Origin of the sequence: Klebsiella sp. C349492, from assembly GCF_042055345.1 — a bacterium.
Classification (GTDB): Bacteria; Pseudomonadota; Gammaproteobacteria; order Enterobacterales; family Enterobacteriaceae; genus Klebsiella; species Klebsiella scottii.
Window position 1 is genome coordinate 482,597 of record NZ_JANQCE010000003.1, and the last position, 24,009, is coordinate 506,605.

Here is a 24,009-nt window from a genome sequence, read left to right on the forward strand (position 1 = left end):
GACCTCATGTCTGACGCGGTAAAAATTTACCATAACCCACGCTGCTCCAAGAGCCGCGACACCCTGAGCCTGCTGAAGGCTAACGGTATCGACCCTGAAGTGGTGCTCTATCTGGAGACGCCGCCGGATGCGGCGACGCTGCGCCAGCTGCTGAAAATGCTGGGTATGGTGAGCGCCCGTGAGCTGATGCGCCAGAAGGAAGATCTGTATAAGTCATTAGAACTTGCCGACCCTCAGCTCAGCGAGGATGCGCTGATTCAGGCGATGGTCGACAATCCGAAGCTGATTGAACGCCCTATCGTCGTCAGCCACGGCGAGGCGCGGATCGGCCGACCGCCGGAGCAGGTGCTGGATATCGTGAATTAAGCAAGATGCGCCATCGTCATGATGGCGCGGAACCCGCGCGGCTCGCTAGAGCTTGAGGATCTCTTTAACGAAGGGAATGGTCAGCTTGCGTTGGGCGGTAATAGAAGCGCGATCGAGCTGATCGAGCGTCATAAACAGCGAGCGCATTTCGCGATCCAGGCGCTTGAGCAGGAACCGGCAGACGTCTTCCGGCATTTCAAAACCGCGCAGCCGCGCGCGCAGCTGCAGCGCCTGCAGCTTGTCTTCATCGGATAACGGCTGCAGCTTATAGATTTGTCCCCAGTCGAGGCGCGATGCCAAATCCGCCAGGCCAAGATTGAGCTGACGCGGAGGGCTATCGCCGGTGATCAGCAGGCGGGTTTTGCCCGATTCCAGGATGCGGTTGTAAAGATTGAAGATTGCCATCTCCCACGGCTCATCGCCAGCCGCGCATTCGATATTATCGATACAAACCAGCGAAAGCTGCTCCATCCCCTCCAGCACTTCCGGAACAAACCACGTACGCTTATCCAGCGGAACGTAGCCCACCGCATCGCCGCGCTGGGAAAGCTCCGCACAGGCGGCATGTAGCAGGTGACTGCGCCCCGCGCCTTCACGCGACCAGATGTAGATGTACCCGCTATGCTCCTGCCGCAGAACGTTCTGTAAGGCAGCAAGAAGAGAAGGATTACCACCCGGCCAAAAACTCGCAAAAGTTTCATCGTCAGGAAGGTACAGTGGCAAGGAGAGCTGTGCCGGTGCGTTCAGATGGACCTCATCATAGACTGACAGAAAAACGCGGAGAGTTTATCACGAAGTCTGCCGTGAGAGAACCGGGCGGGATCGCCGCCCGGTTGGAGGATCAGCGTTTTGCCTCGGCTTCATCAACCGCATCAGCCGCGTCCAGAACCACCTCTTCCGGACGCAGGACGCTAATTAATTTGAAGATCAGGCTCAGGGCGACGCCAACGATAGTCGCCAGCGCCATGCCTTTCAGCTCCGCCGCGCCGATGTGCACCTTCGCGCCGCTGACGCCAATGATCAAAATCACCGAGGTCAGAATCAAATTCTGCGCCTTGTTGTAATCGACCTTGGATTCGATCAGCACGCGGATACCCGAGGCGCCGATCACCCCGTACAGCAGCAGCGATACGCCGCCCATTACCGGCAGCGGGATGATCTGAATGGCTGCCGCCAGCTTGCCGACGCAGGAGAGCAGAATGGCGATAATCGCCGCCCCGCCGATAACCCAGGTACTGTAGACGCGGGTAATCGCCATCACGCCAATGTTTTCACCGTAGGTCGTGTTGGGCGTCGAGCCGAAGAAGCCGGAGATCATCGTCGACAGGCCGTTGGCAAACATCGAGCGGTGCAGGCCGGGATCGCGGATCAGATCCTTTTTAACAATATTCGCCGTCACCACCAGATGCCCCACGTGCTCGGCAATCACCACCAGCGCGGCGGGCAGGATGGTGAAAATCGCAAACCACTCAAAGCGCGGCGTGTAGAAGGTCGGCAGCGCAAACCAGTGCGCCTCGGCGATGGGAGTGGTGTCGACAACGCCCATCACAAAGGAGAGCGCGTAGCCCACCAGCACGCCGATAAGAATCGGGATGATGGCCATGAAGCCGCGGAACAGCACCGAGCCAAACACCGTCACCCCCAGCGTCACCATTGAGATGATAATGGTTTTGCTATCAGGAGACTGTCCCTCTACCGGCAGCAGGCCGGCCATATTCGCCGCGACGCCGGCCAGCTCCAGGCCGATAACCGCGACAATGGCCCCCATAGCCGCCGGCGGGAACATCACGTCCAGCCAGCCGGTGCCGGCCCTTTTAACAATAAAGGAGACGATGCAGAACAGCACGCCGCACATAATAAAGCCGCCCAGCGCAACCTCGTAACCCAGCGGGAGCAGCAGCAGAACCGGGGAGATAAACGCAAAGCTCGATCCCAGATAGGCCGGAATTTTGCCCTTACAGATAAACAGGTACAGCAGCGTGCCGATACCGTTAAACAGCAGAACGGTAGCCGGGTTGATGTGAAACAGGACTGGCACCAACACCGTAGCGCCAAACATGGCGAACAGATGTTGCAAACTTAGCGGGATTGTCTGTAAAAGCGGCGGTCTTTCACTCACCCCGATTGCGCGGCGCGTCATAGTGTTTTCCTCTGAGTGTCGTTTATTAGTTGTTGTTGGCGTGTTTGATTCAAAAAAAAGCCGACTCTTAAAGTCGGCTTCTTATTAATGCTTCAATTACTTGGTACCAAAAATCTTATCGCCGGCATCGCCGAGGCCGGGAATAATATATCCGTGCTCGTTGAGGCCCTGGTCAATGGACGCGGTGTACATCTCGACGTCCGGGTGCGCTTTCTCCAGCGCGGCAATCCCTTCCGGAGCGGCAACCAGAACCAGCACCTTGATGCTGGAGCAGCCCGCTTTTTTCAGCAGGTCGATAGTGGCGATCATCGAACCGCCGGTTGCCAGCATCGGGTCAACCACCAGCGCCATACGTTCGTCGATATTGGATACCAGCTTCTGGAAGTAAGGCACCGGCTCAAGGGTTTCTTCATTACGGTAGATCCCAACGACGCTGATGCGCGCGCTCGGAACGTGTTCCAGAACGCCTTCCATCATGCCGAGGCCGGCGCGCAGAATAGGTACGACGGTGATTTTCTTACCTTTGATCTGCTCAACTTCGACCGGGCCATTCCAGCCTTCGATGGTGACCCTTTCGGTCTCCAGGTCGGCGGTGGCTTCATAAGTTAGTAAGCTACCAACCTCTGAGGCGAGTTCACGGAAGCGTTTGGTGCTGATGTCGTGCTCACGCATCAGGCCCAGCTTGTGTTTGACGAGTGGGTGTTTCACTTCCACAATCTTCATTCTCTTTCTCCTCTGAGGGGCAGCCACAAAAAAAATCGCGGGATTATACCGCTTTTTCCCATTTGCGCCATAGCCGATATGTTTGACCGGGATCAACCAAAATGCTTTGCGCTGCCTGAGCCAGTATAAATCAAAATAAAAAAACCCCGCGCAGGCGGGGTTTCACGGGGCTTCAGGCCGGTTTAAAGCGTTTCGCCGTTGCTGCCGATAACCTGCTGATACCAGGCAAAAGATTTCTTGCGGCTGCGGGCCAGGGTCCCGTTGCCTTCGTTATCTTTATCGACGTAGATAAAACCGTAACGCTTTTTCATCTCGCCGGTTCCGGCGGAGACCAGATCGATACAGCCCCACGGGGTGTAGCCCATCAGGTCAACGCCGTCCTCAACGACCGCTTTTTTCATTTCCGCGATATGGGCGGAGAGATAGTCGATGCGGTACTGGTCGTCTACCGTACCGTCAGCTTCGCGCACGTCGATTGCGCCAAAGCCGTTTTCGACAATAAACAGCGGCAGCTGGTAATGATCCCAGAACCAGTTCAGCGAGTAGCGCAGCCCAACCGGGTCAATCTGCCAACCCCAGTCCGATTTTTGCACGTAAGGGTTGGAGACAAGGCTCTTCGTCTCATCATAATCCAGCAGCGGATTATCCTCGGTGGCCTTGGTGGCGAACGACATATAGTAGCTGAAGCCAATATAGTCGACGCAGCCTTCGCTCAACGCCACGCGATCTTCGTCGGTGATATCCAGCGCAAAACCGCGGCGCGCAAAGTAGTTAAGCAGATGCTGAGGGTACTTACCGCGCACGTGAACATCGGTGAACCAGTAGCGGCGGTGCATGGCGTTCATCGCCATCATCATGTCATCAGGCGCGCAGGAGAGCGGATAAATCGGGCACATCGCAATCATGCAGCCGACCTGCAGCGCCGGGTTAATCTCCCGCGCGACTTTCACCGCCAGCGCGCTGGCGACCAGCTCATAGTGCGCAGCCTGATACATCACCGGCTCGCGATCCTCACCCGGCAGGAACTTCAGCCCCGAGTTGGTGAACGGCGCAAAGTCTTCGTGGAAGTTTGCCTGGTTATTGATCTCATTAAAGGTCATCCAGTACTTCACTTTATGCTGATAGCGATTAAATACCACCTGCGCAAAGCGTACGAAGAAATCAATCAGCTTACGGTTGCGCCAGCCGCCGTATTCGCTAACGAGGTGGTAAGGCATCTCAAAGTGGGAGAGCGTAATCACCGGCTCAATTCCGTGCTTCAGGCACTCATCGAACAGATCGTCATAGAACTGCAGCCCGGCTTCGTTCGGCTCCAGCTCGTCGCCCAGCGGGAAAATACGCGTCCAGGCAATAGAGGTACGAAAGCATTTGAAGCCCATTTCCGCAAACAGCTGAATGTCATCTTTATAGCGATGATAAAAATCAATCGCCTCATGGTTCGGGTAATTTTTACCCGCCAGCACGCCGTCGGTAATTTCACGCGCCACGCCGTGGGCGCCAGCGGTCATCACGTCGGCAACGCTCGCGCCTTTGCCGCCCTCCTGCCAGCCCCCTTCCAGCTGATGCGCCGCGACCGCGCCGCCCCACAGAAAACCTTCTTTAAATCCAGACATGTTCTCTTCCTTATGAGCGATCGCCAGTCGGCGACCGGAATTGCTGATTGAAATGGTAAACGGCGCCAATCAGCCCGGCGTCGTTGCCGTGGCTGACGGTGTCGATATAGTCTGCAATGCCGAACCAGGCCAGATGTTCACGCAGCAGCGGCAAAAAGCCCGGGCGTTCCACGATGCCGCCGCCGATGAGGATAGTCTGCGGATCGAACACGTTGACGAGGTTATAAAGGCCGGTGCCAAGGCCGTTAAAGAATTCGGCCACCAGCCGATGACAGGTCGCATCGCCCCTGTCGTAACGATCGAATATCTCTTCCCCGGTCACCTCTTCCAGCGTTTTGCCGAAATGCGCGGCGTAGCGCTGGCGCAAGACGCGCAGGGTACAGTTCTCATTCATTGAGTAGCGACGAACGTCGCGGGTGCCCGGGCGCTGGGTCTGCATATAGCCAAATTCGCCGGCGCGAAAGCTCGCGCCGTGCACCAGCCGGTCATTACAGAAGATAGCCCCGCCGATTCCGGTGCCAATCGTCAGAACCAGAAAATCACTTATATTGGCGGCTTTGCCCTGCCAGCGCTCGGCCAGCAGGACGCAGTTAGCGTCGTTTTCAATGGCGACGGGAAGTCGGGTACGTTGTTCAAGCCAGGTTTTGATAGCAAAATTATCGAATCTGCGGATAGCGCCGCCCATTTCGATATAGCCGGTGTGCGGATTAACGTAGCCGGGCGCGCTGATCGCCACCCCTTCACACTCCGGGTGCGCGGCAATCCACGCCAGCATGGCCTGCAAAATTTGCTCGCCGTCGCTGTCGCGAATCGGCTGCTTGCCCTTCTCCAGCAGCTCGCCGGTGCTGGCTATAATGCCCATTTTTAGCGCCGTGCCACCAATATCAAATGCGGCAATTACCATCCTTACCCCCCTCCTGAATCCCCTCAGTACCGTCGTTCGGCTCGCTTAAACAAAAAGAGAAACCGGTTTCAGTGGCATGATGGTCATTCTGGCGCACAGAGGCAAGCACAAGAATGTACCCGGTTTCATTTTCGTGAACAGTATCAAATTTGTCCATCTCGCCGCCGATTAATGCCGACTGCAAAGCAGGCTCGCAAACGTTTGCTATCCCTGTTAGAATTGCGCCGATTTTTCTTGCTACCGCAAATGTGTGGAGACTTCGCAGTGACCGATAAAACCTCTCTCAGCTATAAAGATGCCGGCGTAGATATTGATGCAGGCAACGCTCTCGTCGACCGTATTAAGGGTGTGGTGAAGAAAACCCGCCGCCCGGAAGTGATGGGTGGACTGGGCGGATTCGGCGCACTGTGCGCATTGCCGCAGAAATACCGCGAGCCGGTACTGGTCTCCGGCACTGACGGCGTCGGCACCAAGCTGCGTCTGGCAATGGACCTCAAGCGTCACGACACTATCGGTATCGACCTGGTTGCCATGTGCGTAAACGACCTGGTGGTTCAGGGCGCCGAGCCGCTCTTCTTCCTCGACTACTATGCCACCGGCAAACTGGACGTCGACACGGCAGCCAGCGTCATCAGCGGGATCGCCGAAGGCTGTCTGCAGTCAGGCTGCGCGCTGGTTGGCGGCGAAACGGCAGAAATGCCCGGCATGTACCACGGCGATGATTATGACGTCGCGGGCTTTTGCGTCGGGGTTGTAGAAAAATCAGAAATTATCGACGGCAGCAAAGTTGCCGACGGCGACGTGCTGGTCGCTCTGGCCTCCAGCGGCCCGCACTCCAACGGCTACTCGCTGGTGCGTAAAATTATTGAAGTCAGCGGCGTCGACCCGCAAACCACCGACCTGAACGGTGCGTCATTGGCCGACCATCTGCTGGCGCCGACCCGCATCTACGTCAAATCGGTGCTGGATCTGATCGCTAACGTCGAAGTTCACGCCATTGCGCACCTGACCGGCGGCGGCTTCTGGGAAAATATCCCGCGCGTTCTGCCAGATAACACCCAGGCGGTGATCGACGAGTCCTCCTGGCAGTGGCCGGAAGTCTTCAAATGGCTGCAAACTGCCGGCAACGTCAGCAGCCACGAAATGTATCGGACCTTCAACTGCGGCGTCGGGATGGTTATCGCGCTGCCGCCAGAAGCCGCCGATAACGCCATCGCTCTGCTGAACGAAAAAGGTGAAAACGCGTGGAAAATAGGCTATATCAAAGCCTCTGATTCCGAACAGCGTGTGGTCATTGAATGAAAAATATCGTGGTGCTGATTTCCGGTAGCGGCAGTAATCTGCAGGCAATTATTGACGCCTGCGCGCGGAAACAGATCGGCGGCACCCTGCGAGCGGTATTCAGCAACAAGGCCGATGCCTTCGGCCTTGAACGCGCGCGTGAGGCCGGTATCCCGACCCACGCGCTCACCGCCAGCCAGTTCGCCAACCGCGAAGCGTTCGATCGCGAGCTGATGCACGAGATCGACGCCTACGCGCCGGATCTGGTGGTACTGGCGGGCTACATGCGGATTCTGAGCCCGGCGTTTGTCGCCCACTATCAGGGGCGTCTGCTGAATATCCACCCCTCCCTGCTGCCTAAATATCCCGGGCTGTATACCCATCGCCAGGTGCTGGAAAACGGCGATGAGGAGCACGGAACCTCGGTGCATTTCGTCACCGATGAGCTGGACGGCGGGCCGGTCATTCTGCAGGCCAAAGTTCCGGTTTTCGCCGGCGATAGCGAAGATGACGTTACCGCCCGCGTGCAGGCTCAGGAACACGCCATTTACCCGCTCGTCGTCAGCTGGTTTGTCGACGGTCGTCTGCGCATGGAGAGGGGTCAGGCCTGGCTTGACGATGCGCCTCTGCCGCCGCAAGGATACGCGGCAGAAGAGTAATCGATAACGCCTCTCGCATCCGTCAGAGGCGTTTTTTTTGTCCCTGCTGCCATTGTTTATCTGCGCCAGGACCTTCAGCCGCAGACGCGTTTTGGCGCCTGACGCGCGACAGCGATCGGCTGAATTACCGCATTTTGCACACAGAATGAGCAAAGGAAAGCGACCGCCTTTTCTTCGCAGCGCGTTGAAAGAAAACTGTCATACTTCTTTGACATAGTTGGACATTCAATGGCAAAGCTCGCCATAATGAAAATGCAACATCAATCAACCGGAGTGTGAGTTGTAATGGGCCAGGAAAAGCTATACATCGAGAAAGAACTCAGCTGGTTGTCCTTTAACGAACGCGTACTTCAGGAAGCGGCGGATAAAAGCAACCCACTGATTGAGCGCATGCGCTTTTTGGGAATTTACTCCAACAACCTCGATGAATTTTATAAAGTGCGCTTCGCTGAACTCAAGCGCCGCATCATCATCAGTGAAGAGCAAGGCAGTACCGCCCATTCTCGCCACCTGTTAGGTAAAATTCAGGCCCGGGTCCTGAAGGCCGACCAGGAGTTTGACAGCCTGTATAACGAGCTGCTGCTGGAGATGGCGCGTAATCAGATCTTCCTGATCAACGAACGCCAGCTGTCGGTCAATCAGCAGTCCTGGCTGCGCAACTACTTTAAACAGTACCTGCGCCAGCACATTACCCCTATTTTGATTAACCGCGAAACGGACCTGATCCAGTTTTTGAAAGATGATTACACCTATCTGGCGGTGGAAATCATTCGCGGCGAAACCGTTAACTACGCCCTGCTGGAAATTCCGTCAGATAAGGTTCCGCGCTTTGTTAACCTGCCGCCGGAAGCCCCGCGTCGCCGTAAGCCGATGATCCTGCTTGATAACATTCTGCGCTACTGCCTGGATGATATTTTTAAAGGCTTCTTCGATTACGATACGCTGAACGCCTATTCGATGAAGATGACCCGCGACGCCGAGTACGATCTGGTGCACGAGATGGAATCGAGCCTGATGGAGCTGATGTCCTCCAGCCTGAAGCAGCGTCTCACCGCCGAACCGGTACGCTTCGTTTACCAGCGCGATATGCCGGACGCGATGGTCGAAATGCTGCGGGCAATGTTCTCGATTTCGCGCTATGACTCAATGCTGCCGGGCGGCCGCTACCACAACTTTAAAGACTTTATCGGCTTCCCGAACGTCGGCAAAGCTAACCTGGTCAATAAACCGCTGCCGCGTCTGCGCCACACCTGGTTTGATAAGTTCCGCAACGGGTTCGACGCTATTCGCGAACGCGACGTGCTGCTCTACTACCCGTACCACACCTTTGAGCACGTGCTGGAACTGCTGCGTCAGGCCTCCTTCGACCCCAGCGTGCTGGCGATCAAAATCAATATTTACCGCGTCGCCAAAGACTCGCGGATTATCGATTCCATGATTCACGCCGCCCATAACGGTAAAAAAGTCACCGTGGTGGTCGAGCTGCAGGCGCGCTTTGACGAAGAGGCCAACATTCATTGGGCGAAACGCCTGACTGAAGCCGGCGTGCACGTTATCTTCTCCGCCCCGGGGCTGAAGATCCACGCCAAGCTGTTCCTGATTTCACGTAAAGAGGGCGACGAGGTTGTCCGCTACGCCCATATCGGTACCGGTAACTTCAACGAAAAAACCGCGCGTCTGTATACCGACTACTCCCTGATCACCGCGGATGCGCGTATTACCAATGAAGTTCGTCGCGTGTTCAACTTTATCGAAAACCCATATCGTCCGGTTAGCTTTGACTATCTGCTGGTTTCGCCGCAGAACTCGCGTCGCCTGCTGTATGAGATGATCGATCGGGAAATTGCTAACGCCCAGAACGGCCAGCCCTCCGGGATCACCCTTAAGCTGAACAACCTGGTCGATAAGGGCCTGGTTGACCGCCTCTATGCGGCCTCAAGCTCCGGCGTTCCCGTTAACCTGCTAATCCGCGGGATGTGCTCCCTGATCCCAGGGCTTGAGGGGATTAGCGACAATATTCGCGTCACCAGCATCGTTGACCGCTTCCTTGAGCACGACCGCGTCTATGTCTTTGAAAACGGCGGTGATAAGCAGGTCTGGCTCTCTTCCGCTGACTGGATGACGCGCAATATTGACTACCGCATCGAAGTCGCCGCGCCGCTGCTGGACCCGCGTCTGAAACAGCGGGTGCTGGATATTTTTGACATCTTGTTCAACGACACGGTGAAAGCACGCTATCTTGATAAAGAACTGAGTAATAGCTACGTGCCGCGCGGCAACCGCCGTAAAGTTCGCGCTCAGATGGCGATCTATGACTATCTCAAATCACTCGAACAGCCCGATTAACCTATGCCTATAAACGAAAAAGCCCCTCGGCCCCAGGAGTTTGCTGCGGTCGACCTTGGTTCAAACAGTTTTCATATGGTGATCGCCCGTGTCGTCGACGGGGCAATGCAGATCATCGGTCGCCTTAAACAGCGGGTTCATCTGGCCGATGGTCTGGATGAAAACTCCGTGCTCAGCGAAGAGGCGATTGCGCGCGGGCTTAGCTGCCTGTCGCTGTTTGCCGAACGCCTGCAGGGCTTTGCGCCCGCCAGCGTCTGCATCGTCGGGACGCATACGCTACGCCAGGCGACAAACGCGGCTGAGTTTCTCAAGCGCGCGGAGCAGGTTATCCCCTATCCGATTGAGATAATCTCCGGTAATGAAGAGGCGCGCCTGATTTTTATGGGCGTCGAACATACTCAGCCCGAGCGCGGCCGCAAGCTGGTCATTGATATCGGCGGCGGTTCAACCGAGCTGGTCATCGGCGAGGATTTCGAACCGCGTCTGGTCGAAAGCCGCAGAATGGGCTGCGTCAGCTTCTCGCAGATTTACTTCCCGGGCAGCATCATCAACAAAGAGAATTTCCAGCGCGCGCGCCTGTCGGCGGTGCAAAAGCTGGAAACGCTGGCATGGCAGTTCCGCATCCAGGGCTGGACCGTGGCGCTGGGCGCTTCCGGGACCATTAAGGCCGCTCAGGAAGTGCTGATCGCTATGGGCGAGAAGGACGGCTTTATCACGCCTGAACGCCTTGAAATGCTGGTCGCTGAGCTGCTGAAATATAAAAACTTCGACTCGCTGAGCCTGCCGGGCCTCTCTGAAGAGCGCAAGGCGGTATTTGCGCCGGGGCTGGCTATTCTGTGCGGCGTGTTCGATGCGCTGGCCATCAAAGAGCTGCGCCTGTCGGACGGGGCGCTGCGCGAAGGCGTGCTGTACGAGATGGAGGGGCGCTTCCGCCATCAGGATATCCGCAGCCGCACCGCGCAAAGCCTGGCAAACCAGTACAATATCGACCGCGAACAGGCGCGTCGGGTGCTGGAAACCACCACCCACATCTTTGAGCAGTGGCAGGATCAGAACCCCAAGCTCGACAACCCGAACCTGTCGGCGCTGCTAAAATGGGCGGTGATGCTGCACGAAGTGGGGCTGAATATTAACCACAGCGGTATGCATCGCCACTCGGCGTATATCCTGCAGAACAGCGATTTGCCCGGCTTCAATCAGGAGCAGCAGATGCTGATGGCCACGCTGGTGCGCTATCACCGCAAGGCTATCAAGCTCGATGATTTGCCGCGCTTTACGCTGTTTAAGAAAAAGCAGTTCCTGCCGTTAATTCAGCTCTTGCGCCTCGGCATTCTGCTGAACAACCAGCGCCAGGCGACGACAACGCCGCCGACGCTGACGCTGAAGACCGAAGCCAACCACTGGACGCTGGTGTTTCCGCACGACTGGTTTAGCCAAAATGCGCTGGTGCTGCTCGATCTGGAAAAAGAGCAGCAGTACTGGGAAGGCGTGCCTGACTGGCTGCTGAAAATTGCCGAAGAAGAGCCTGATAGCTAGCAGGCTGGCCGGGCGCTCCGCGTCCGGCCACTTTTCAGCAGTCAAGCCGTCGCCGGTGCGGCCACGTTAGCCAGCGTCTCCAGCGGCACGGGCTCGCCAATCTCATACCCCTGCATATAGTCGATACCCAGCGATATCACCGCCTGACGAATCTCCGCCGTTTCGACATACTCCGCCACGACCTGCATATTCTTCATCCGCGCCAGATGGCAAATCGATGCCACCACCTGATAATCGAGGCTGCTGGTGACCAGATTACGAATAAAGCTGCCGTCGATTTTCAGCAGGTCGACGTTCAGGCTTTTCAGGCGCGCGTAGCTGGCATAGCCGGTGCCAAAATCATCGATCGCCACGCGGCATCCCAGCGCCTGTAAATGTGCCAGCGTTTGTCGCGCCTGCTGCGGGTTGGTTAACGAGTGATTTTCGGTCAGCTCGAATATCAGCTGCCAGGGCTCAACCCCGTAGCGCGCCAGCCGCTGCTCCACCTCTTCAGGGAACTGGCTGCGGCTTACCGACACCGGCGACAAATTCACCGCCAGCCGCATTCCCGGGAGGACGTGCCGATGCTGGTTCATAAAGGAGAGCGTATTTTCCAGCACCCAAAGATCGATCCGCGAAGCGAGGCCAAACTCGTGGGCTACCGGGAGGAAGCTGTCCGGACTGATGATTTCGCCATTCTCTCCCACCATTCTCAACAGCACTTCATGGTAGCTATCGCCGCGGATCCCGACTATCGGCTGCGCCATCAGGCGGAAGCGGTCCAGCTCCAGCGCCTGCAGGATCAGGTTCATCATCGCCACTTTATCTTTTAGCCCATGCTGGACGTGGGTTGCGCCCCGCCGCTGCATATTTTCCGGGTGGCCGCTGGTTAGCGACATATCGGCAATGGTATTCAGCTCACCTAATAGCAAATACAGATGCTTCACCGGAGATCGTACGCTGCAGTAGCTCAGGCCCACCGCGGGCTGCAGCGGCATCCCGTCCCAGACAAAGCGAAACTGCTTCAGGTGCTTATCCAGCGTCTCAATTCGCGCCTGATGATCGTCGCAGTTCATGCGGATAACCAGGTCGTGCCCCGAGAGATGATGAACGGCCTCATTCGGCTGAAGCAAGGCGCTAAGATGTTCTGCCAGATTTTGCTTGTACTGAATACGCAGCATCACCCCATAGTGCCGCCCCAGCAGCTCCAGCTCCGGGATGCGCAAAAAGCACAGCACCGACCTCGATGAGTTTTCGAGGGCCCGGCTTAGCGCGCGTAAATTAGGCATATGTACCACCGGGTCGAGAAATGCCATTCGCCGTACCCGCGCGTGGATCAGGCGCTGCTGCGTCGCCAGCATGGCCATATAGGCGATAATAAACGAGAACACCAGGTAGCTGGACGAGGTGATAGCCAGCTGATTATTGTAGCCAATCGAGAACGGCAAATAGCGATAATGAAAGTGGATAATAAGAATTAATACCGGCGTCCAGACCAGAGCGATAAAGCGATAGCCAAAGCGCATTGCGCCCCACAGCATCACCGGCATAAGTAATGATAATGTATAATTTGTGCTAAATATCGTACTGGTACTACTCAAGGGTATTAATAATAGTACCAATAACATTAACAACGTTATTGCCCATAAAAAAAACTCAAGCAGCTTTATTTTAGGGTCCATTTGCAGGCGAATTTGCGAAATAAATCCGCGTATATGTAATGGATTACGAATAATGCGCAGCAGGAAATAGCATAGCGGTACGCCGGTTAAACACCCGACCATCAGCGCCTGAAAAGTGATTAGCGATCGTAAACTAAAGGGGTCGATGCCAATCAGGCCCGTGGCGCGAGGATGAAGGCCAAGGTACTCGGCAAACTGGGAGAGCACGAGGAATATTGCCGACGGCAGCAGCATTTGCCAGAACAGCCTCTGCGGCATCAGGCCGACGTTACCGTGAGAGATCTGCTGCCTGCGCGGAACAAAAATGCGGTACCCGCCCCAGCACAGCACCACCGGGATCAGAAAGTGGAAGATAACGCCAATCGCCTCTTCCGGAGCCATATCGCGGGCCACCGTGCACCACAGCCCGATGATAATGCCCGGCAGCGCGTCCCAGCCAAAAAACAGCATCAGGCTTAATACCAGCGCCAGCGGTAAATAGTAAAGGGAAACTTCATTACCGTTTAGTTCAGCGTAGGAGTTTGTCCATCGCGTCAGGGGGAGTAAAAGAGTGGGTAACACCAGCGGCAGCGCCCACCATTTGTCCCGATATTGTCTATACAGATTAATTATGCTCATAGATGCTCTACGGATAACCCAAACTCCAGCAGGGTATATTCAGGCAGGCATCCAACCCAACCATCTCAACCGCGTAAGGAATAACGACGCGGAACTGGCTGGAGATTCTAGTTACCAACGAAAACAGACAGTTGATATAAATCAAAAAATCATTTAGCTAATATTAATAATGCTTATTTTTTTGCCGCAGGCCGCTGGAAAAAGAAACCATGTAAATGCAACGATTATGTTATATAACATTAAGTAATACTTCGGCGGAGGCATTTTTACATCCTCTTCAATTGACCCCGCACCTTTCCTGTGCCTTAATACGCCTATCGCCCATGTTATGGGTATACTTCAAGGAACCTTTTGTGAGTCAGGCACCCAGTATGCGTAAACGACATCGATTTAACCGTCGCATGACCCGTATCGTACTGCTTATCAGCTTTATCTTTTTCTTTGGACGTTTCGTCTACTCCTCTATCGGCGCCTGGTACCATCATCAGGACAAAAAAGAGTCGCAGCAATCCACCGCCCCGGTTGTCACGCCGACCCGAGAATAGCCTGGCTGTAACAAGGCGCTCGCCGTATCCGTATCCGATGCCCGATCAGTCTCCAGGGTGCCGCAGCAGGCGCAGCATTTCGGCGATCCCTTTACTAAGGATTTTATCCTGACGCATCACCACGCCCAGCCGGCGCTGCAGGTACGGCGTCAGCGAGTGAACGCTTAGCCCGCGACGATCCTCCGTGTGCTCCACCGCCATTCGCGGCACAATGCTGTAGCCCAGCCCCGCGCGTACCATGCGCTTGATCGCCTCGATGCTCCCGAGCTGCATCACCGGCGCAATCGCCAGGCCTGCGGCATCAAACCAGCCGTCAATCAGCGCCCGGGTACCGCTTCCCGCCTCAAAGGCTATCAGCGGCAGGGCTTGCAGAACGTCAGGCGTCAGCCGCGGCGGCAGCGCCTGGCCCTCGCTGGCAAAAATAAACACAAACTCCTCATCGAGAACCGGGGTCACCGCCAGGCAACGCCCGTTTGCCGGCAGCGTCACCAGCCCAAGGTCGAGCCGGTTTTCTTCCACCGCCCGCACGATATCGAGCGTATTTCCGGTGGTCACGCCCACCGTCAACAGCGGGTGGCTTTCGCGCAGCTGCTGCAGTATCGGCGGTAAAAGATGAATACAGGCCGTCGCCCCGGTGCCGAGAGCAATCGCGCCGCTGATCTCATGACTAAACTCGCCGACGGACTGCAGCGCCGCGCTGACCGCCTGCTCGATATGCTCGCCGTGGGCCAGCAGCGTCAGGCCGGCCGCCGTCGCCTTCACGCCTCGCCCGGTACGCTCAAGCAGCCGGGTCTGGAGGAACTGCTCCAGCTGGCGCACCTGCAGACTGACGGCGGGTTGCGACAGCCCCAGCACGTCGGCGGCGGCGGAAAAGCTCCCTCTCTGCACCACCAGCCGGAAGGTCGCCAGGTTTCCCAAATTCAGCGTCATCATCGCAAAGTTTCTCTTATAAGGGCCATAAACGGACGGGTCTGCCTGCACAATAGCCTGCGGGTTATGCTGCCGACAACCTTATAACTGAACAGAAGACCATGAAAGTTACCGAAAAATCGCACTCCGCTCCCGCCCTGCTCACCTTTGCTGCCGGATGCAACCAACTTATCAACTGGGGCATTTCATTTTATATGCCCGGCACCTTTGCCCGGGCCATCGCGCAGGATACCGGCTGGTCTGCGGCGCAAATCTATCTCGGCCTGACCCTTGCGATGCTGATGATGGCGATGGTCTCGCCCTTTGTTGCCCGCCTGCTGACCCGCATCGGCGGCCAGCGCGTGGTGGTCTCCGGCACGCTGATAATCGCCGGCGGATGTTTAACTATGGCGAATGCGCATACTCTGCCAGTCTGGTTTAGCGCCTGGCTGCTGACCGGCGTCGGTATGCGCCTGGCGCTGTATGACGCGCTGTTCGCCGCGCTGGTCAACCTTTACGGACAGCGCTCAAGAGTGACTCTCTCGCGGGTGACGCTGGCGGGCGGGTTAGCCTCCGCCGTTTTCTGGCCGCTTGGCGCCTCCCTGCTGACGACGATCGGCTGGCGACACGCGCTGCAGGTCTACGCGCTGTTCGGCGTGCTCAGCGCGCTGCTGCTGTGGACAATGCCGAATACCCGGCTCCCGCTGACGCCACAGCGTAAAGCGCGCCGACCGACATCAGGTCACGATCGACGCGCTGGCCTGCTGTATGCGGCGCTGATCGCGCTGGTGACCTTTGTCTCTAACGGAACCTCAACTCACCTGCCGGAATTTATCGCCAGCTACGGCCTGCCCGTGGCGACAGGGATGCTGTGGGGAATCGGGCAAACCGGCGCTCGTTTTCTGGAGGTGGCTTCCGGTTCCGCATTAACGCCGCTCAGGCTGACGCTGCTCACGACATTTCTGATGCCGCTGTGCTTTGCGCTCGGCCTGAGCGGCCCCTGTTTAGCGTGGGCCGCCGCCGGGTTTGTGCTGGGATATGGCGCCATTAATGGCTTAACCACGGTATTCAAAGCCACGCTGCCGCTGCAGCTGTTTGCCGCGCAGGATTACGCCCGGCGCACCGGGATTTTGCTGATCCCCGCCCAGCTGCTGGCGGCCGCATCGCCGTTTGCCTACGCCTGGCTTAACCATCGGCTGGGCATTGAGGGGAGCTTAGCGGTTTCTGCGCTGCTCGCGCTGGTCGTGGCCGCGCTGGCGCTGGCGATTGCGCTGCACCAGCGTCAGTTCCCGCCGGAGACGGTTAGCGAGCGCGTCTGAATCAGGCCGTGAAGCCACCGTTGACGTCAATCACCGAGCCGGTGATGAAACCGGCATCCGGCCCGGCCAGGAAAGCAATCGTCGCGGCGACCTCCTCAACGGTCGCGTAGCGCTGAATAGCGTGAGATGCCATCACCACCGGCGGCAGGTTATCCCGCGCGCCGGCCGCCATGTCGGTGTCCATGATGCCCGCCTGCACCACGTTGACGGTGATATTACGCGCCCCCAGATCGCGCGCCGCGCCCTTGCTGTAGCCCACGATCGCCGCTTTACTGGCGGCATAATCGGTGGTGCCGGGGAAACCTATGCGCGTGCCAAGGCCGGAGCCGACCGAAATAATCCGCCCGCCGTCCGGCAGAACCCGCACCGCCGCACGGATGTTCGCGATGACGCCCATCGTATTAATAACCCACTGTCGATCCATCGCCGCGTTGTCAATATCGGGGGCATCGATCGTTTTCCCCTGCCACGCGACGGCCGCGTTATTGACGAGAATATCGAGTTGACCAAGCTTCTCCACGACTTCGCGCACCAACGGTTCCGCGGCGGACGGCTCCCCCTGATCGGCCCTGATAGCAACGGCGCGTACGCCTTTCGCGATGAGTTTTTCCACGACGGCATGCGCCTTGTCGGCGGAAGCAACGTAGGTGATGGCGATATCCGCCCCCTGATCGGCCAGAACGTCAGCGATCGCCGCGCCGAGACCGCGCGAACCGCCGGTGATGAGCGCGACTTTTCCTGCGAGTTTTTTATTCATTGCAAATTCCTCAGTAGGTTGGGTTGAAAGGGAAATTCCGCCTCACCACGGCAGCCGCTGGTCCTGGAAGAAAAAGCCGCCCGTTGGCCCCTCTTCCCCGATGCAGGCATAGCGGATGACGGTACGAGCGCCGCTTGCGACGCTCATGTCCGCGCGTTCGCCGCCCATGCTGGTTTGCAGCCAGCCGGGATGAACGGCGTTAATTTTGATTGGTGTCCCGCGCAGCTCTTCCGCAATCAGGATGGTGAAGGCGTTGAGCGCGGCTTTGGACGTGTCGTACCCCAGCGCGCGAATCGGATAGACCGGCGAATGCGGATCGGATAAATGGGCAAGCGACCCACGGATGCTCGATACGTTGACGACGCGTCCCGCCGTCGAGCGTCTCAGCAGCGGCAGCAGAGCCTGCGTCAGGAAAACGGGAGCGAAGAAGTTCGCCTCAAATGTGTCACGCACCGCGTCCGCTGGCGCCTCGCTCGGCGGGCGGGTCGCCGGCGTGCCGCCGTCGGGACTGTCCAGCAGAATACCGGCGTTGTTAATCAGAATATCGAGCCTGCCATAAGCCCTGTCGATCTCCGCGCAGGCCGCCTGTCGATCCGCTTCGCGGGTAACGTCGAGCCTGAGCGCCGATACTTTGCCGCCCTGGCCACGCAGCTCGTTCACCACCTGTCGGGCTTTGCGCTCATCGCGGGCGCCAATAATAACGTGGGCGCCGAGCGCAGCAAGCTGCCGGGAGATCTCCAGGCCGAGTCCGCGCGCCCCGCCGTTCACCAGCGCGACCTTATCGTGGAGCGGAGCATTGGAATTCATCATAATGGCACTCCTCAAATACAATACTGATCGATATGATATCGAACGGTATTGTATTTGCCGATGAGGTGTCAAGAGATTTATACTGACCGGTATTGAAATTGGGGGAATGAAAATGGGACGTCACAGACAGTTCAACGAAAATGAGGCGCTGGAGGCGGCGCTCTCTGTTTTCTGGCAGAAAGGATACGAAGGGGCCTCCCTTGAAGATCTCACGCAAGCCACCGGCGTAGCCCGCCCCGGCCTCTATTCGGCATTCGGCAACAAGGAAAAAATCTTCCTCAGAGCTCTCGATCTTTACGACGCCACGTACATGGGCTTTATGCGCGAGGCGCTAAACGAACCGACGTCCCGCGAGGTCGTTGCGCGGATCCTGCAAGAGTCTGCCAGCGTCCAGACGGCAAGCGCCGCCCATCCGGGCTGCCTGGGCATCAACGGCGCGCTGGCCTGCTCCGATGAAGCGGAGCCCATTCGCCGCGAGCTCATTCGCCGCCGCAGCGCAACCCAGCAGGCGCTGAACGAACGCCTGGAGCGGGCGCGCCGGGAAGGCGATTTACCGCCATCGGCGGACTGCGCCACCCTGGCTTCCTTCGTCATGACGCTATCTCAAGGGATGGCCGTGCAGGCCAAAGCCGGGGCCAGCAGGCAGATGCTTGACGCCCTGGTCGAGCACGCGCTGGCGACGTGGCCCTCCGCATCCCGGTAACCTCCTCGCCGCCGGAATAGTCAGCATGCGGGCTTATCGATATTTCGCCGAAATTATCCGTCGTAGCCGGAGCGGAATGCTTTTCGCCTGAGGGTCAGCGCGGCAGGAAAGCGGCACCGCCCTCATGGTTGAAAAGCGCGCGATTCCGCCTGGCGGCCGGCCTCGGCCATCCACAGCTCGGCATCGGCGCCTGCGGGAATACGTAACGGCGCAGAGGGGTCGGTCGCCGCCCGCCAGACCGCTTCTGCCACATCGGAGGGATGGGTCACCGGTCCCGGGTCTTCCTGTACGCTTTTTATAAATTGCTGCAGCATCGGGGCATAGTCCGGCTCCTCCATGCCGCGCACGTGCGGGCGGGCGTTATCACCGAAGCGGGTTTCCGGCGAACGGCCGGGCAAAACGATATGCACGCGGACGCCGAAGGGCGCCATTTCCACCGCCAGCGATTCGGTGAAGGCGTTTACGGCCGCCTTGCTTGCCCGATAAATCCCGACGATCGGCAATGGTTTGAGCGTGACCGTAGAGGTGACATTGATGACCACGCCGGCCCGGCGCTGGCGCATTTGCGGCACGACCGCCTGCACCATCGCCAGGGTTCCGAGCGTATTGGTCTGAAACAGGGCGTGGACGGTTTCCGGCGCCGTAAGCTCAACCGGCGCTGGCGCCCCGAAACCGGCGTTGTTAACCAGAACGTCGATTGGGCCCGCAGCTGCCAGCGCCTGCGCGATACTTGTCGGATCGGTAACATCGAGCGCAAGCAGGCGCAGCCGATCGGAAACCGGCAACACCCCCTCGCGAGGCGTCCTCATTGTGGCAATCACATCCCAACCTTTTTCAACAAACAGCTTCGCGGTTTCCAGACCGAAGCCGGATGAACAACCGGTAATCAATATCGTAGGCATAAGCATCTCCACTAAAGGTTAACGCTCTTATAGTAGTGGCCAAAAGTTGGACGTAATATAGCTTACAGTCGCCATTACTTTAGAGATAGTCTCGATCATGACTCCAGATCCTCTTGCCCAGATCGTTACGCTGCTACAGCCTGCCGCCCGTTTTTCCAAACTGGTGGAGTGTGCCGGCTCGTGGCGAATTCATCGTGAGGCGACAGGCGAGCCCTTATATTGCGTGATCCTTGAGGGCAGCTGCCGCGTAACCTTCGACGGGCATCAACGATTCGTCCTCCATACGGGCGACTTTATCCTCGCCCCGGCCATGCAGGATCTGGTCAACGACAGCCTCAATGCGCCGGACGATATGCCCTTCACCTTGCCCGTACGGATCAACGAGGGGCATTTTCGCGTTGGACGCCAGGAGGGGCCTGCCGATCTGCGCATGCTCATCGGCCATTGCAGCTTCGCCGCGTCGGATGCAGCGCTGCTGGTCTCGCTGCTACCGGAAGTGGTTGTGGTACGCGATCGCCCCCGACTCACCACGCTGATACAGCTGATCGATGAGGAAACCCGTGAACGGCGGGCGGCAAAAGAGCTCGTGCTGGAGCGGCTTCTCGAGGTACTGTTGATCGAGGTATTGCGATCCGGGACGGAGACCACGTCCGCCCCCGGTCTGGGACGCGGCCTGGGCGACGAGCGTCTCGCGGCCGCGCTTCGTTGTATGCATACCCAACCCGATCACCCCTGGACAGTTGCTGAACTGGCCACCAAAGCCGCCCTGTCCCGCTCGGCCTTCTTTGCCAGATTCAGCCGCATCGTCGGCCTGCCGCCGATGGAATATCTGCTGGCATGGCGCATGGCGCTGGCAAAGCAGCTCCTGCGGGATCGGGAGACCGGAATCGAGCAGGTAGCGGTGCGAGTAGGTTACGGGTCGGCAAGCAGCTTCAGCGTGGCCTTTGCCAGATATGTCGGCATCCCCCCGGCCCGCTACGCGCGCGCGCAAACCGCGGGCTAAGCCAAAAATGAAAAAAGCCCGCAGTTACGCGGGCTTAAAAGGGATGGCATAGGCTTCGGCGCCGGTGCGCCGGAGGCTAAATCATTCCCACTCGATCGTTGCCGGCGGCTTACCGCTGATGTCATACACCACGCGGGAGATACCGTTCACTTCGTTGATGATGCGGTTGGACACGCGGCCGAGGAAGTCGTACGGCAGGTGCGCCCAGTGAGCGGTCATAAAGTCGATGGTTTCTACCGCACGCAGGGAAACAACCCAGTCGTATTTGCGGCCATCGCCCATCACGCCGACGGAACGAACCGGCAGGAACACGGTAAACGCCTGGCTGACCTTGTTATACAGGTCGGCTTTATGCAGCTCTTCGATGAAGATTGCGTCCGCGCGACGCAGCAGGTCGCAGTACTCTTTCTTCACTTCGCCCAGCACGCGTACGCCGAGGCCCGGACCCGGGAAGGGGTGACGGTACAGCATGTCGTACGGCAGGCCCAGCTCGAGGCCGATTTTACGCACTTCGTCTTTGAACAGCTCTTTCAGCGGTTCAACGAGGCCCATCTTCATCTCTTTCGGCAGGCCGCCGACGTTGTGGTGAGATTTGATAACGTGCGCTTTACCGGTAGCAGAAGCCGCCGATTCGATCACATCAGGGTAGATAGTCCCCTGCGCCAGCCACTTAACGTCTTCCAGCTTCAGCGCTTCTTCATCGAATAACTCAACGAATACGCGGCCGATAATTTTACGTTTCGCTTCCGGGTCGTTCTCACCGGCCAGCGCGCCGAGGAAACGATCTTCCGCGGCAACGTGAACAATGTTCAGGCCAAAGCGGTCGCCAAACATATCCATCACCTGCTCGGCTTCGTTCAGGCGCAGCAGGCCGTTATCAACGAACACGCAGGTCAGGTTTTTGCCGATCGCCCGATGCAGCAGCATGGCGGTAACGGAAGAGTCGACGCCACCGGACAGGCCGAGGATCACTTTGTCGTCGCCAACCTGCTGACGAATACGCTCAATGGCATCATCAATAATCTTAGCCGGCGTCCACAGCGCTTCACACTGGCAGATATCGCGCACGAAGCGCTCCAGCATACGCAGGCCCTGGCGGGTGTGGGTCACTTCCGGGTGGAACTGCACGCCGTAGAAGCGTTTTTCTTCGTTAGCCATAATGGCGAACGGGCAGGTCTCGGTGCTGGCAACGGTCACGAAGTCAGACGGGATGGCGGTAACTTTATCGCCGTGGCTCATCCAGACGTCGAGCAGCGCTTTGCCGTCGGCGCTCAGGGAATCTTCAATGCCGCGGATCAGCGCGCTGTCGGTTTGTACTTCAACCTGCGCGTAGCCGAACTCACGCTCGCTGGAAGCCTCAACGTGGCCACCGAGCTGCATTGCCATGGTCTGCATGCCGTAGCACACGCCAAAGACCGGCACGCCGGCTTCGAAAACGTATTCCGGCGCGCGCGGGCTGTTATTTTCAGTGGTGCTTTCCGGGCCGCCGGAGAGAATGATGCCGCTTGGGTTGAATTCACGGATCTGAGCTTCAGTCACGTCCCAGGCCCACAGTTCGCAGTAAACGCCTAATTCACGTACGCGACGCGCAACCAGCTGAGTGTACTGAGAACCGAAGTCGAGGATAAGAATGCGATGTTTATGAATGTTGTCCGTCATTGACGTTTATTCCAGAGCAGTAGCAATTAAATAAAATCGCCCGGCGCATGGCCGGGCGATGAAAATCAGGAGCCCATGCGGTAGTTCGGGGATTCCTTGGTGATCGTCACGTCGTGAACGTGGCTTTCCTGGATGCCTGCACCGCTGATACGCACGAATTCCGCTTTGGTACGCAGGGTATCGATGGTACCACAGCCGGTCAGACCCATACAGGAACGCAGGCCGCCCATCTGCTGGTGAATGATCTCTTTCAGGCGGCCTTTATAGGCTACGCGGCCTTCGATACCTTCCGGTACCAGTTTGTCAGCCGCGTTATCGCTCTGGAAGTAGCGGTCGGAGGAACCTTTGGACATCGCGCCCAGGGAGCCCATACCGCGATAGGATTTGTATGAACGGCCCTGGTAAAGCTCAATCTCGCCCGGGGACTCTTCGGTACCCGCCAGCATCGAGCCCACCATTACCGCAGCAGCGCCCGCGGCAATCGCCTTCGCGATATCGCCGGAGAAGCGGATGCCACCATCGGCGATAACCGGGATACCGGTGCCTTCCAGCGCTTCGACCGCGTCGGAAACGGCGGTAATCTGCGGAACACCTACGCCGGTGACGATACGCGTGGTACAGATAGAGCCAGGACCGATCCCGACCTTCACCGCGCTCACGCCAGCTTCAGCCAGCGCACGCGCGCCGGCGCCGGTCGCCACGTTGCCGCCGATGATTTGCAGGTTCGGATATTTTGCCCGCGTTTCGCGAATACGCTGCAGAACGCCTTCAGAATGGCCGTGGGAGGAGTCGATCAACAGAACATCAACGCCTGCGGCAACCAGCGCATCAACGCGCTCTTCGTTACCGGCACCGGCGCCAACCGCCGCGCCTACGCGCAGACGACCGTGCTCATCTTTACAGGCGTTCGGTTTACGTTCCGCTTTCTGGAAATCTTTAACGGTAATCATACCGATCAGGTGGAAGCTCTCATCCACAACCAGCGCTTTCTCAACGCGCTTCTCGTGCATTTTAGCAAACACGACTTCGCGGCTTTCGCCTTCACGCACGGTAACCAGGCGCTCTTTCGGCGTCATATAAACGCTAACGGCCTGGTTCATGTCGGTGACGAAACGCACGTCACGACCGGTGATAATCCCGACCAGTTCGTTATCTTCGGTGACAACCGGATAACCGGCAAAACCGTTGCGCGCGGTCAGCTCTTTCACTTCGCGAAGAGTGGTGGTTGGCAGTACGGTCTGCGGGTCAGAAACCACGCCGGATTCATGCTTCTTCACGCGGCGAACTTCTTCCGCCTGGCGCTCAATGGACATGTTTTTATGAATAAAGCCGATGCCGCCTTCCTGTGCGAGGGCAATTGCCAGACGCGCTTCCGTCACGGTATCCATGGCCGCAGAGAGCATTGGAATATTCAGACGAATTGTTTTCGTCAGCTGAGTGCTGAGATCGGCGGTATTCGGCAGAACGGTAGAATGAGCGGGAACGAGGAGAACGTCGTCAAACGTCAGAGCTTCTTTAGCGATACGTAGCATGGGCAATATCTCGACCAGGGTGG

At 57.8% G+C, this 24,009-nt stretch carries 21 protein-coding genes; 9 read left to right on the forward strand and 12 right to left on the reverse strand.

All coding sequences use genetic code 11. From position 1 onward, the window contains the following. The first annotated feature begins 6 nt into the window (after positions 1 to 6). Positions 7 to 366, forward strand: coding sequence for an arsenate reductase (glutaredoxin) (arsC, locus tag NWP14_RS14875; protein WP_041146684.1), 360 nt, complete (start codon positions 7 to 9; stop codon positions 364 to 366). Positions 367 to 411: 45 nt separating this feature from the next. On the opposite strand, the gene NWP14_RS14880 is transcribed toward arsC, so the two are convergent. The 5 genes from NWP14_RS14880 to bglK form a co-directional block, all read right to left on the reverse strand. Beyond that, positions 412 to 1,113, reverse strand: a complete 702-nt coding sequence (locus tag NWP14_RS14880; protein WP_217698328.1) for a DnaA inactivator Hda — start codon at positions 1,111 to 1,113, stop codon at positions 412 to 414. A gap of 94 nt (positions 1,114 to 1,207) precedes the next feature. After that, positions 1,208 to 2,506 (reverse strand): uracil permease, encoded by a 1,299-nt coding sequence (uraA, locus tag NWP14_RS14885; RefSeq protein ID WP_346430930.1) that lies wholly within the window; start codon positions 2,504 to 2,506, stop codon positions 1,208 to 1,210. Positions 2,507 to 2,602: 96 nt separating this feature from the next. Further along, positions 2,603 to 3,229, reverse strand: coding sequence for a uracil phosphoribosyltransferase (gene upp, locus NWP14_RS14890; protein WP_095101327.1), 627 nt, complete (start codon positions 3,227 to 3,229; stop codon positions 2,603 to 2,605). 182 nt (positions 3,230 to 3,411) lie between these two features. Then, the gene (locus NWP14_RS14895; RefSeq protein ID WP_375215576.1) at positions 3,412 to 4,842 is read right to left on the reverse strand and encodes a 6-phospho-beta-glucosidase; all 1,431 of its coding nucleotides are present in this window, start codon (positions 4,840 to 4,842) and stop codon (positions 3,412 to 3,414) included. A 10-nt stretch (positions 4,843 to 4,852) separates the two neighbouring features. Continuing rightward, on the reverse strand, positions 4,853 to 5,746 hold the full coding sequence (bglK, locus tag NWP14_RS14900) for a beta-glucoside kinase BglK (RefSeq protein ID WP_095100352.1): 894 nt from the start codon (positions 5,744 to 5,746) through the stop codon (positions 4,853 to 4,855). A gap of 264 nt (positions 5,747 to 6,010) precedes the next feature. On the opposite strand from bglK, the gene purM reads away from it, so the two are divergent. From purM to ppx, 4 genes are all read left to right on the forward strand, one after another. Further along, positions 6,011 to 7,048 (forward strand): phosphoribosylformylglycinamidine cyclo-ligase, encoded by a 1,038-nt coding sequence (gene purM, locus NWP14_RS14905; RefSeq protein WP_095100350.1) that lies wholly within the window; start codon positions 6,011 to 6,013, stop codon positions 7,046 to 7,048. Then, positions 7,045 to 7,686 carry a phosphoribosylglycinamide formyltransferase gene (gene purN / locus NWP14_RS14910; protein ID WP_095100348.1) on the forward strand — a complete coding sequence of 214 codons (642 nt, stop codon included), beginning with the start codon at positions 7,045 to 7,047 and terminating at the stop codon, positions 7,684 to 7,686. Before purM ends, purN begins: the two co-directional genes overlap by 4 nt. A gap of 285 nt (positions 7,687 to 7,971) precedes the next feature. Then, a complete protein-coding gene (gene ppk1, locus NWP14_RS14915) occupies positions 7,972 to 10,032 on the forward strand; it encodes a polyphosphate kinase 1 (RefSeq protein ID WP_095100346.1) in 2,061 nt (686 codons plus the stop codon). A gap of 3 nt (positions 10,033 to 10,035) precedes the next feature. Continuing rightward, positions 10,036 to 11,568 carry an exopolyphosphatase gene (gene ppx, locus NWP14_RS14920; protein ID WP_375215577.1) on the forward strand — a complete coding sequence of 511 codons (1,533 nt, stop codon included), beginning with the start codon at positions 10,036 to 10,038 and terminating at the stop codon, positions 11,566 to 11,568. 41 nt (positions 11,569 to 11,609) lie between these two features. Here ppx and NWP14_RS14925 read toward each other — a convergent pair whose 3' ends face one another. Then, positions 11,610 to 13,847 (reverse strand): EAL domain-containing protein, encoded by a 2,238-nt coding sequence (locus tag NWP14_RS14925; RefSeq protein WP_375215578.1) that lies wholly within the window; start codon positions 13,845 to 13,847, stop codon positions 11,610 to 11,612. Between the two features lie 353 nt (positions 13,848 to 14,200). Here NWP14_RS14925 and NWP14_RS14930 point away from each other — a divergent pair, with 353 nt between their 5' ends. Then, positions 14,201 to 14,392 carry a YfgG family protein gene (locus NWP14_RS14930; protein WP_071844960.1) on the forward strand — a complete coding sequence of 64 codons (192 nt, stop codon included), beginning with the start codon at positions 14,201 to 14,203 and terminating at the stop codon, positions 14,390 to 14,392. Between the two features lie 45 nt (positions 14,393 to 14,437). Here the strand turns inward: NWP14_RS14930 and NWP14_RS14935 are convergent, their stop codons facing one another. Then, a complete protein-coding gene (locus tag NWP14_RS14935; protein ID WP_375215579.1) occupies positions 14,438 to 15,325 on the reverse strand; it encodes a LysR family transcriptional regulator in 888 nt (295 codons plus the stop codon). Between the two features lie 98 nt (positions 15,326 to 15,423). Here NWP14_RS14935 and NWP14_RS14940 point away from each other — a divergent pair, with 98 nt between their 5' ends. Further along, positions 15,424 to 16,620, forward strand: a complete 1,197-nt coding sequence (locus tag NWP14_RS14940; RefSeq protein ID WP_375215580.1) for an MFS transporter — start codon at positions 15,424 to 15,426, stop codon at positions 16,618 to 16,620. A gap of 1 nt (position 16,621) precedes the next feature. Here the strand turns inward: NWP14_RS14940 and NWP14_RS14945 are convergent, their stop codons facing one another. Continuing rightward, on the reverse strand, positions 16,622 to 17,377 hold the full coding sequence (locus NWP14_RS14945; RefSeq protein WP_346430924.1) for an SDR family oxidoreductase: 756 nt from the start codon (positions 17,375 to 17,377) through the stop codon (positions 16,622 to 16,624). Positions 17,378 to 17,419: 42 nt separating this feature from the next. Continuing rightward, positions 17,420 to 18,187, reverse strand: a complete 768-nt coding sequence (locus NWP14_RS14950; RefSeq protein ID WP_375215581.1) for an SDR family oxidoreductase — start codon at positions 18,185 to 18,187, stop codon at positions 17,420 to 17,422. A gap of 112 nt (positions 18,188 to 18,299) precedes the next feature. Between NWP14_RS14950 and NWP14_RS14955 the strand changes: the two genes are divergently transcribed. Beyond that, complete coding sequence (locus tag NWP14_RS14955) at positions 18,300 to 18,890, forward strand: TetR/AcrR family transcriptional regulator (protein ID WP_375215582.1); 591 nt, start codon at positions 18,300 to 18,302, stop codon at positions 18,888 to 18,890. A gap of 122 nt (positions 18,891 to 19,012) precedes the next feature. Here the strand turns inward: NWP14_RS14955 and NWP14_RS14960 are convergent, their stop codons facing one another. Next, positions 19,013 to 19,792: an SDR family oxidoreductase gene (locus NWP14_RS14960; RefSeq protein WP_375215583.1), complete on the reverse strand. Its 780-nt coding sequence runs from the start codon at positions 19,790 to 19,792 to the stop codon at positions 19,013 to 19,015. Positions 19,793 to 19,889: 97 nt separating this feature from the next. Here NWP14_RS14960 and NWP14_RS14965 point away from each other — a divergent pair, with 97 nt between their 5' ends. After that, a complete protein-coding gene (locus NWP14_RS14965) occupies positions 19,890 to 20,795 on the forward strand; it encodes an AraC family transcriptional regulator (RefSeq protein ID WP_095100332.1) in 906 nt (301 codons plus the stop codon). Between the two features lie 81 nt (positions 20,796 to 20,876). Here the strand turns inward: NWP14_RS14965 and guaA are convergent, their stop codons facing one another. Together guaA and guaB are read right to left on the reverse strand one after the other, a co-directional pair. Then, positions 20,877 to 22,454, reverse strand: a complete 1,578-nt coding sequence (gene guaA, locus NWP14_RS14970; protein ID WP_095100330.1) for a glutamine-hydrolyzing GMP synthase — start codon at positions 22,452 to 22,454, stop codon at positions 20,877 to 20,879. A 65-nt stretch (positions 22,455 to 22,519) separates the two neighbouring features. After that, the gene (gene guaB / locus NWP14_RS14975) at positions 22,520 to 23,986 is read right to left on the reverse strand and encodes an IMP dehydrogenase (protein WP_095100328.1); all 1,467 of its coding nucleotides are present in this window, start codon (positions 23,984 to 23,986) and stop codon (positions 22,520 to 22,522) included. Positions 23,987 to 24,009 lie beyond the last annotated feature (23 nt).

What these genes read in the sequence shown, in the direction of transcription:
- arsC (WP_041146684.1), top strand. Translation starts at nt 7, where the DNA reads ATGTCTGACGCGGTAAAAATTTACCATAACCCACGCTGCTCCAAGAGC.
- uraA (WP_346430930.1), bottom strand. Translation starts at nt 2,506, where the DNA reads ATGACGCGCCGCGCAATCGGGGTGAGTGAAAGACCGCCGCTTTTACAG.
- upp (WP_095101327.1), bottom strand. Translation starts at nt 3,229, where the DNA reads ATGAAGATTGTGGAAGTGAAACACCCACTCGTCAAACACAAGCTGGGC.
- NWP14_RS14895 (WP_375215576.1), bottom strand. Translation starts at nt 4,842, where the DNA reads ATGTCTGGATTTAAAGAAGGTTTTCTGTGGGGCGGCGCGGTCGCGGCG.
- bglK (WP_095100352.1), bottom strand. Translation starts at nt 5,746, where the DNA reads ATGGTAATTGCCGCATTTGATATTGGTGGCACGGCGCTAAAAATGGGC.
- purN (WP_095100348.1), top strand. Translation starts at nt 7,045, where the DNA reads ATGAAAAATATCGTGGTGCTGATTTCCGGTAGCGGCAGTAATCTGCAG.
- ppk1 (WP_095100346.1), top strand. Translation starts at nt 7,972, where the DNA reads ATGGGCCAGGAAAAGCTATACATCGAGAAAGAACTCAGCTGGTTGTCC.
- ppx (WP_375215577.1), top strand. Translation starts at nt 10,036, where the DNA reads ATGCCTATAAACGAAAAAGCCCCTCGGCCCCAGGAGTTTGCTGCGGTC.
- NWP14_RS14925 (WP_375215578.1), bottom strand. Translation starts at nt 13,847, where the DNA reads ATGAGCATAATTAATCTGTATAGACAATATCGGGACAAATGGTGGGCG.
- NWP14_RS14935 (WP_375215579.1), bottom strand. Translation starts at nt 15,325, where the DNA reads ATGATGACGCTGAATTTGGGAAACCTGGCGACCTTCCGGCTGGTGGTG.
- NWP14_RS14940 (WP_375215580.1), top strand. Translation starts at nt 15,424, where the DNA reads ATGAAAGTTACCGAAAAATCGCACTCCGCTCCCGCCCTGCTCACCTTT.
- NWP14_RS14945 (WP_346430924.1), bottom strand. Translation starts at nt 17,377, where the DNA reads ATGAATAAAAAACTCGCAGGAAAAGTCGCGCTCATCACCGGCGGTTCG.
- NWP14_RS14950 (WP_375215581.1), bottom strand. Translation starts at nt 18,187, where the DNA reads ATGATGAATTCCAATGCTCCGCTCCACGATAAGGTCGCGCTGGTGAAC.
- NWP14_RS14955 (WP_375215582.1), top strand. Translation starts at nt 18,300, where the DNA reads ATGGGACGTCACAGACAGTTCAACGAAAATGAGGCGCTGGAGGCGGCG.
- NWP14_RS14960 (WP_375215583.1), bottom strand. Translation starts at nt 19,792, where the DNA reads ATGCCTACGATATTGATTACCGGTTGTTCATCCGGCTTCGGTCTGGAA.
- NWP14_RS14965 (WP_095100332.1), top strand. Translation starts at nt 19,890, where the DNA reads ATGACTCCAGATCCTCTTGCCCAGATCGTTACGCTGCTACAGCCTGCC.
- guaA (WP_095100330.1), bottom strand. Translation starts at nt 22,454, where the DNA reads ATGACGGACAACATTCATAAACATCGCATTCTTATCCTCGACTTCGGT.
- guaB (WP_095100328.1), bottom strand. Translation starts at nt 23,986, where the DNA reads ATGCTACGTATCGCTAAAGAAGCTCTGACGTTTGACGACGTTCTCCTC.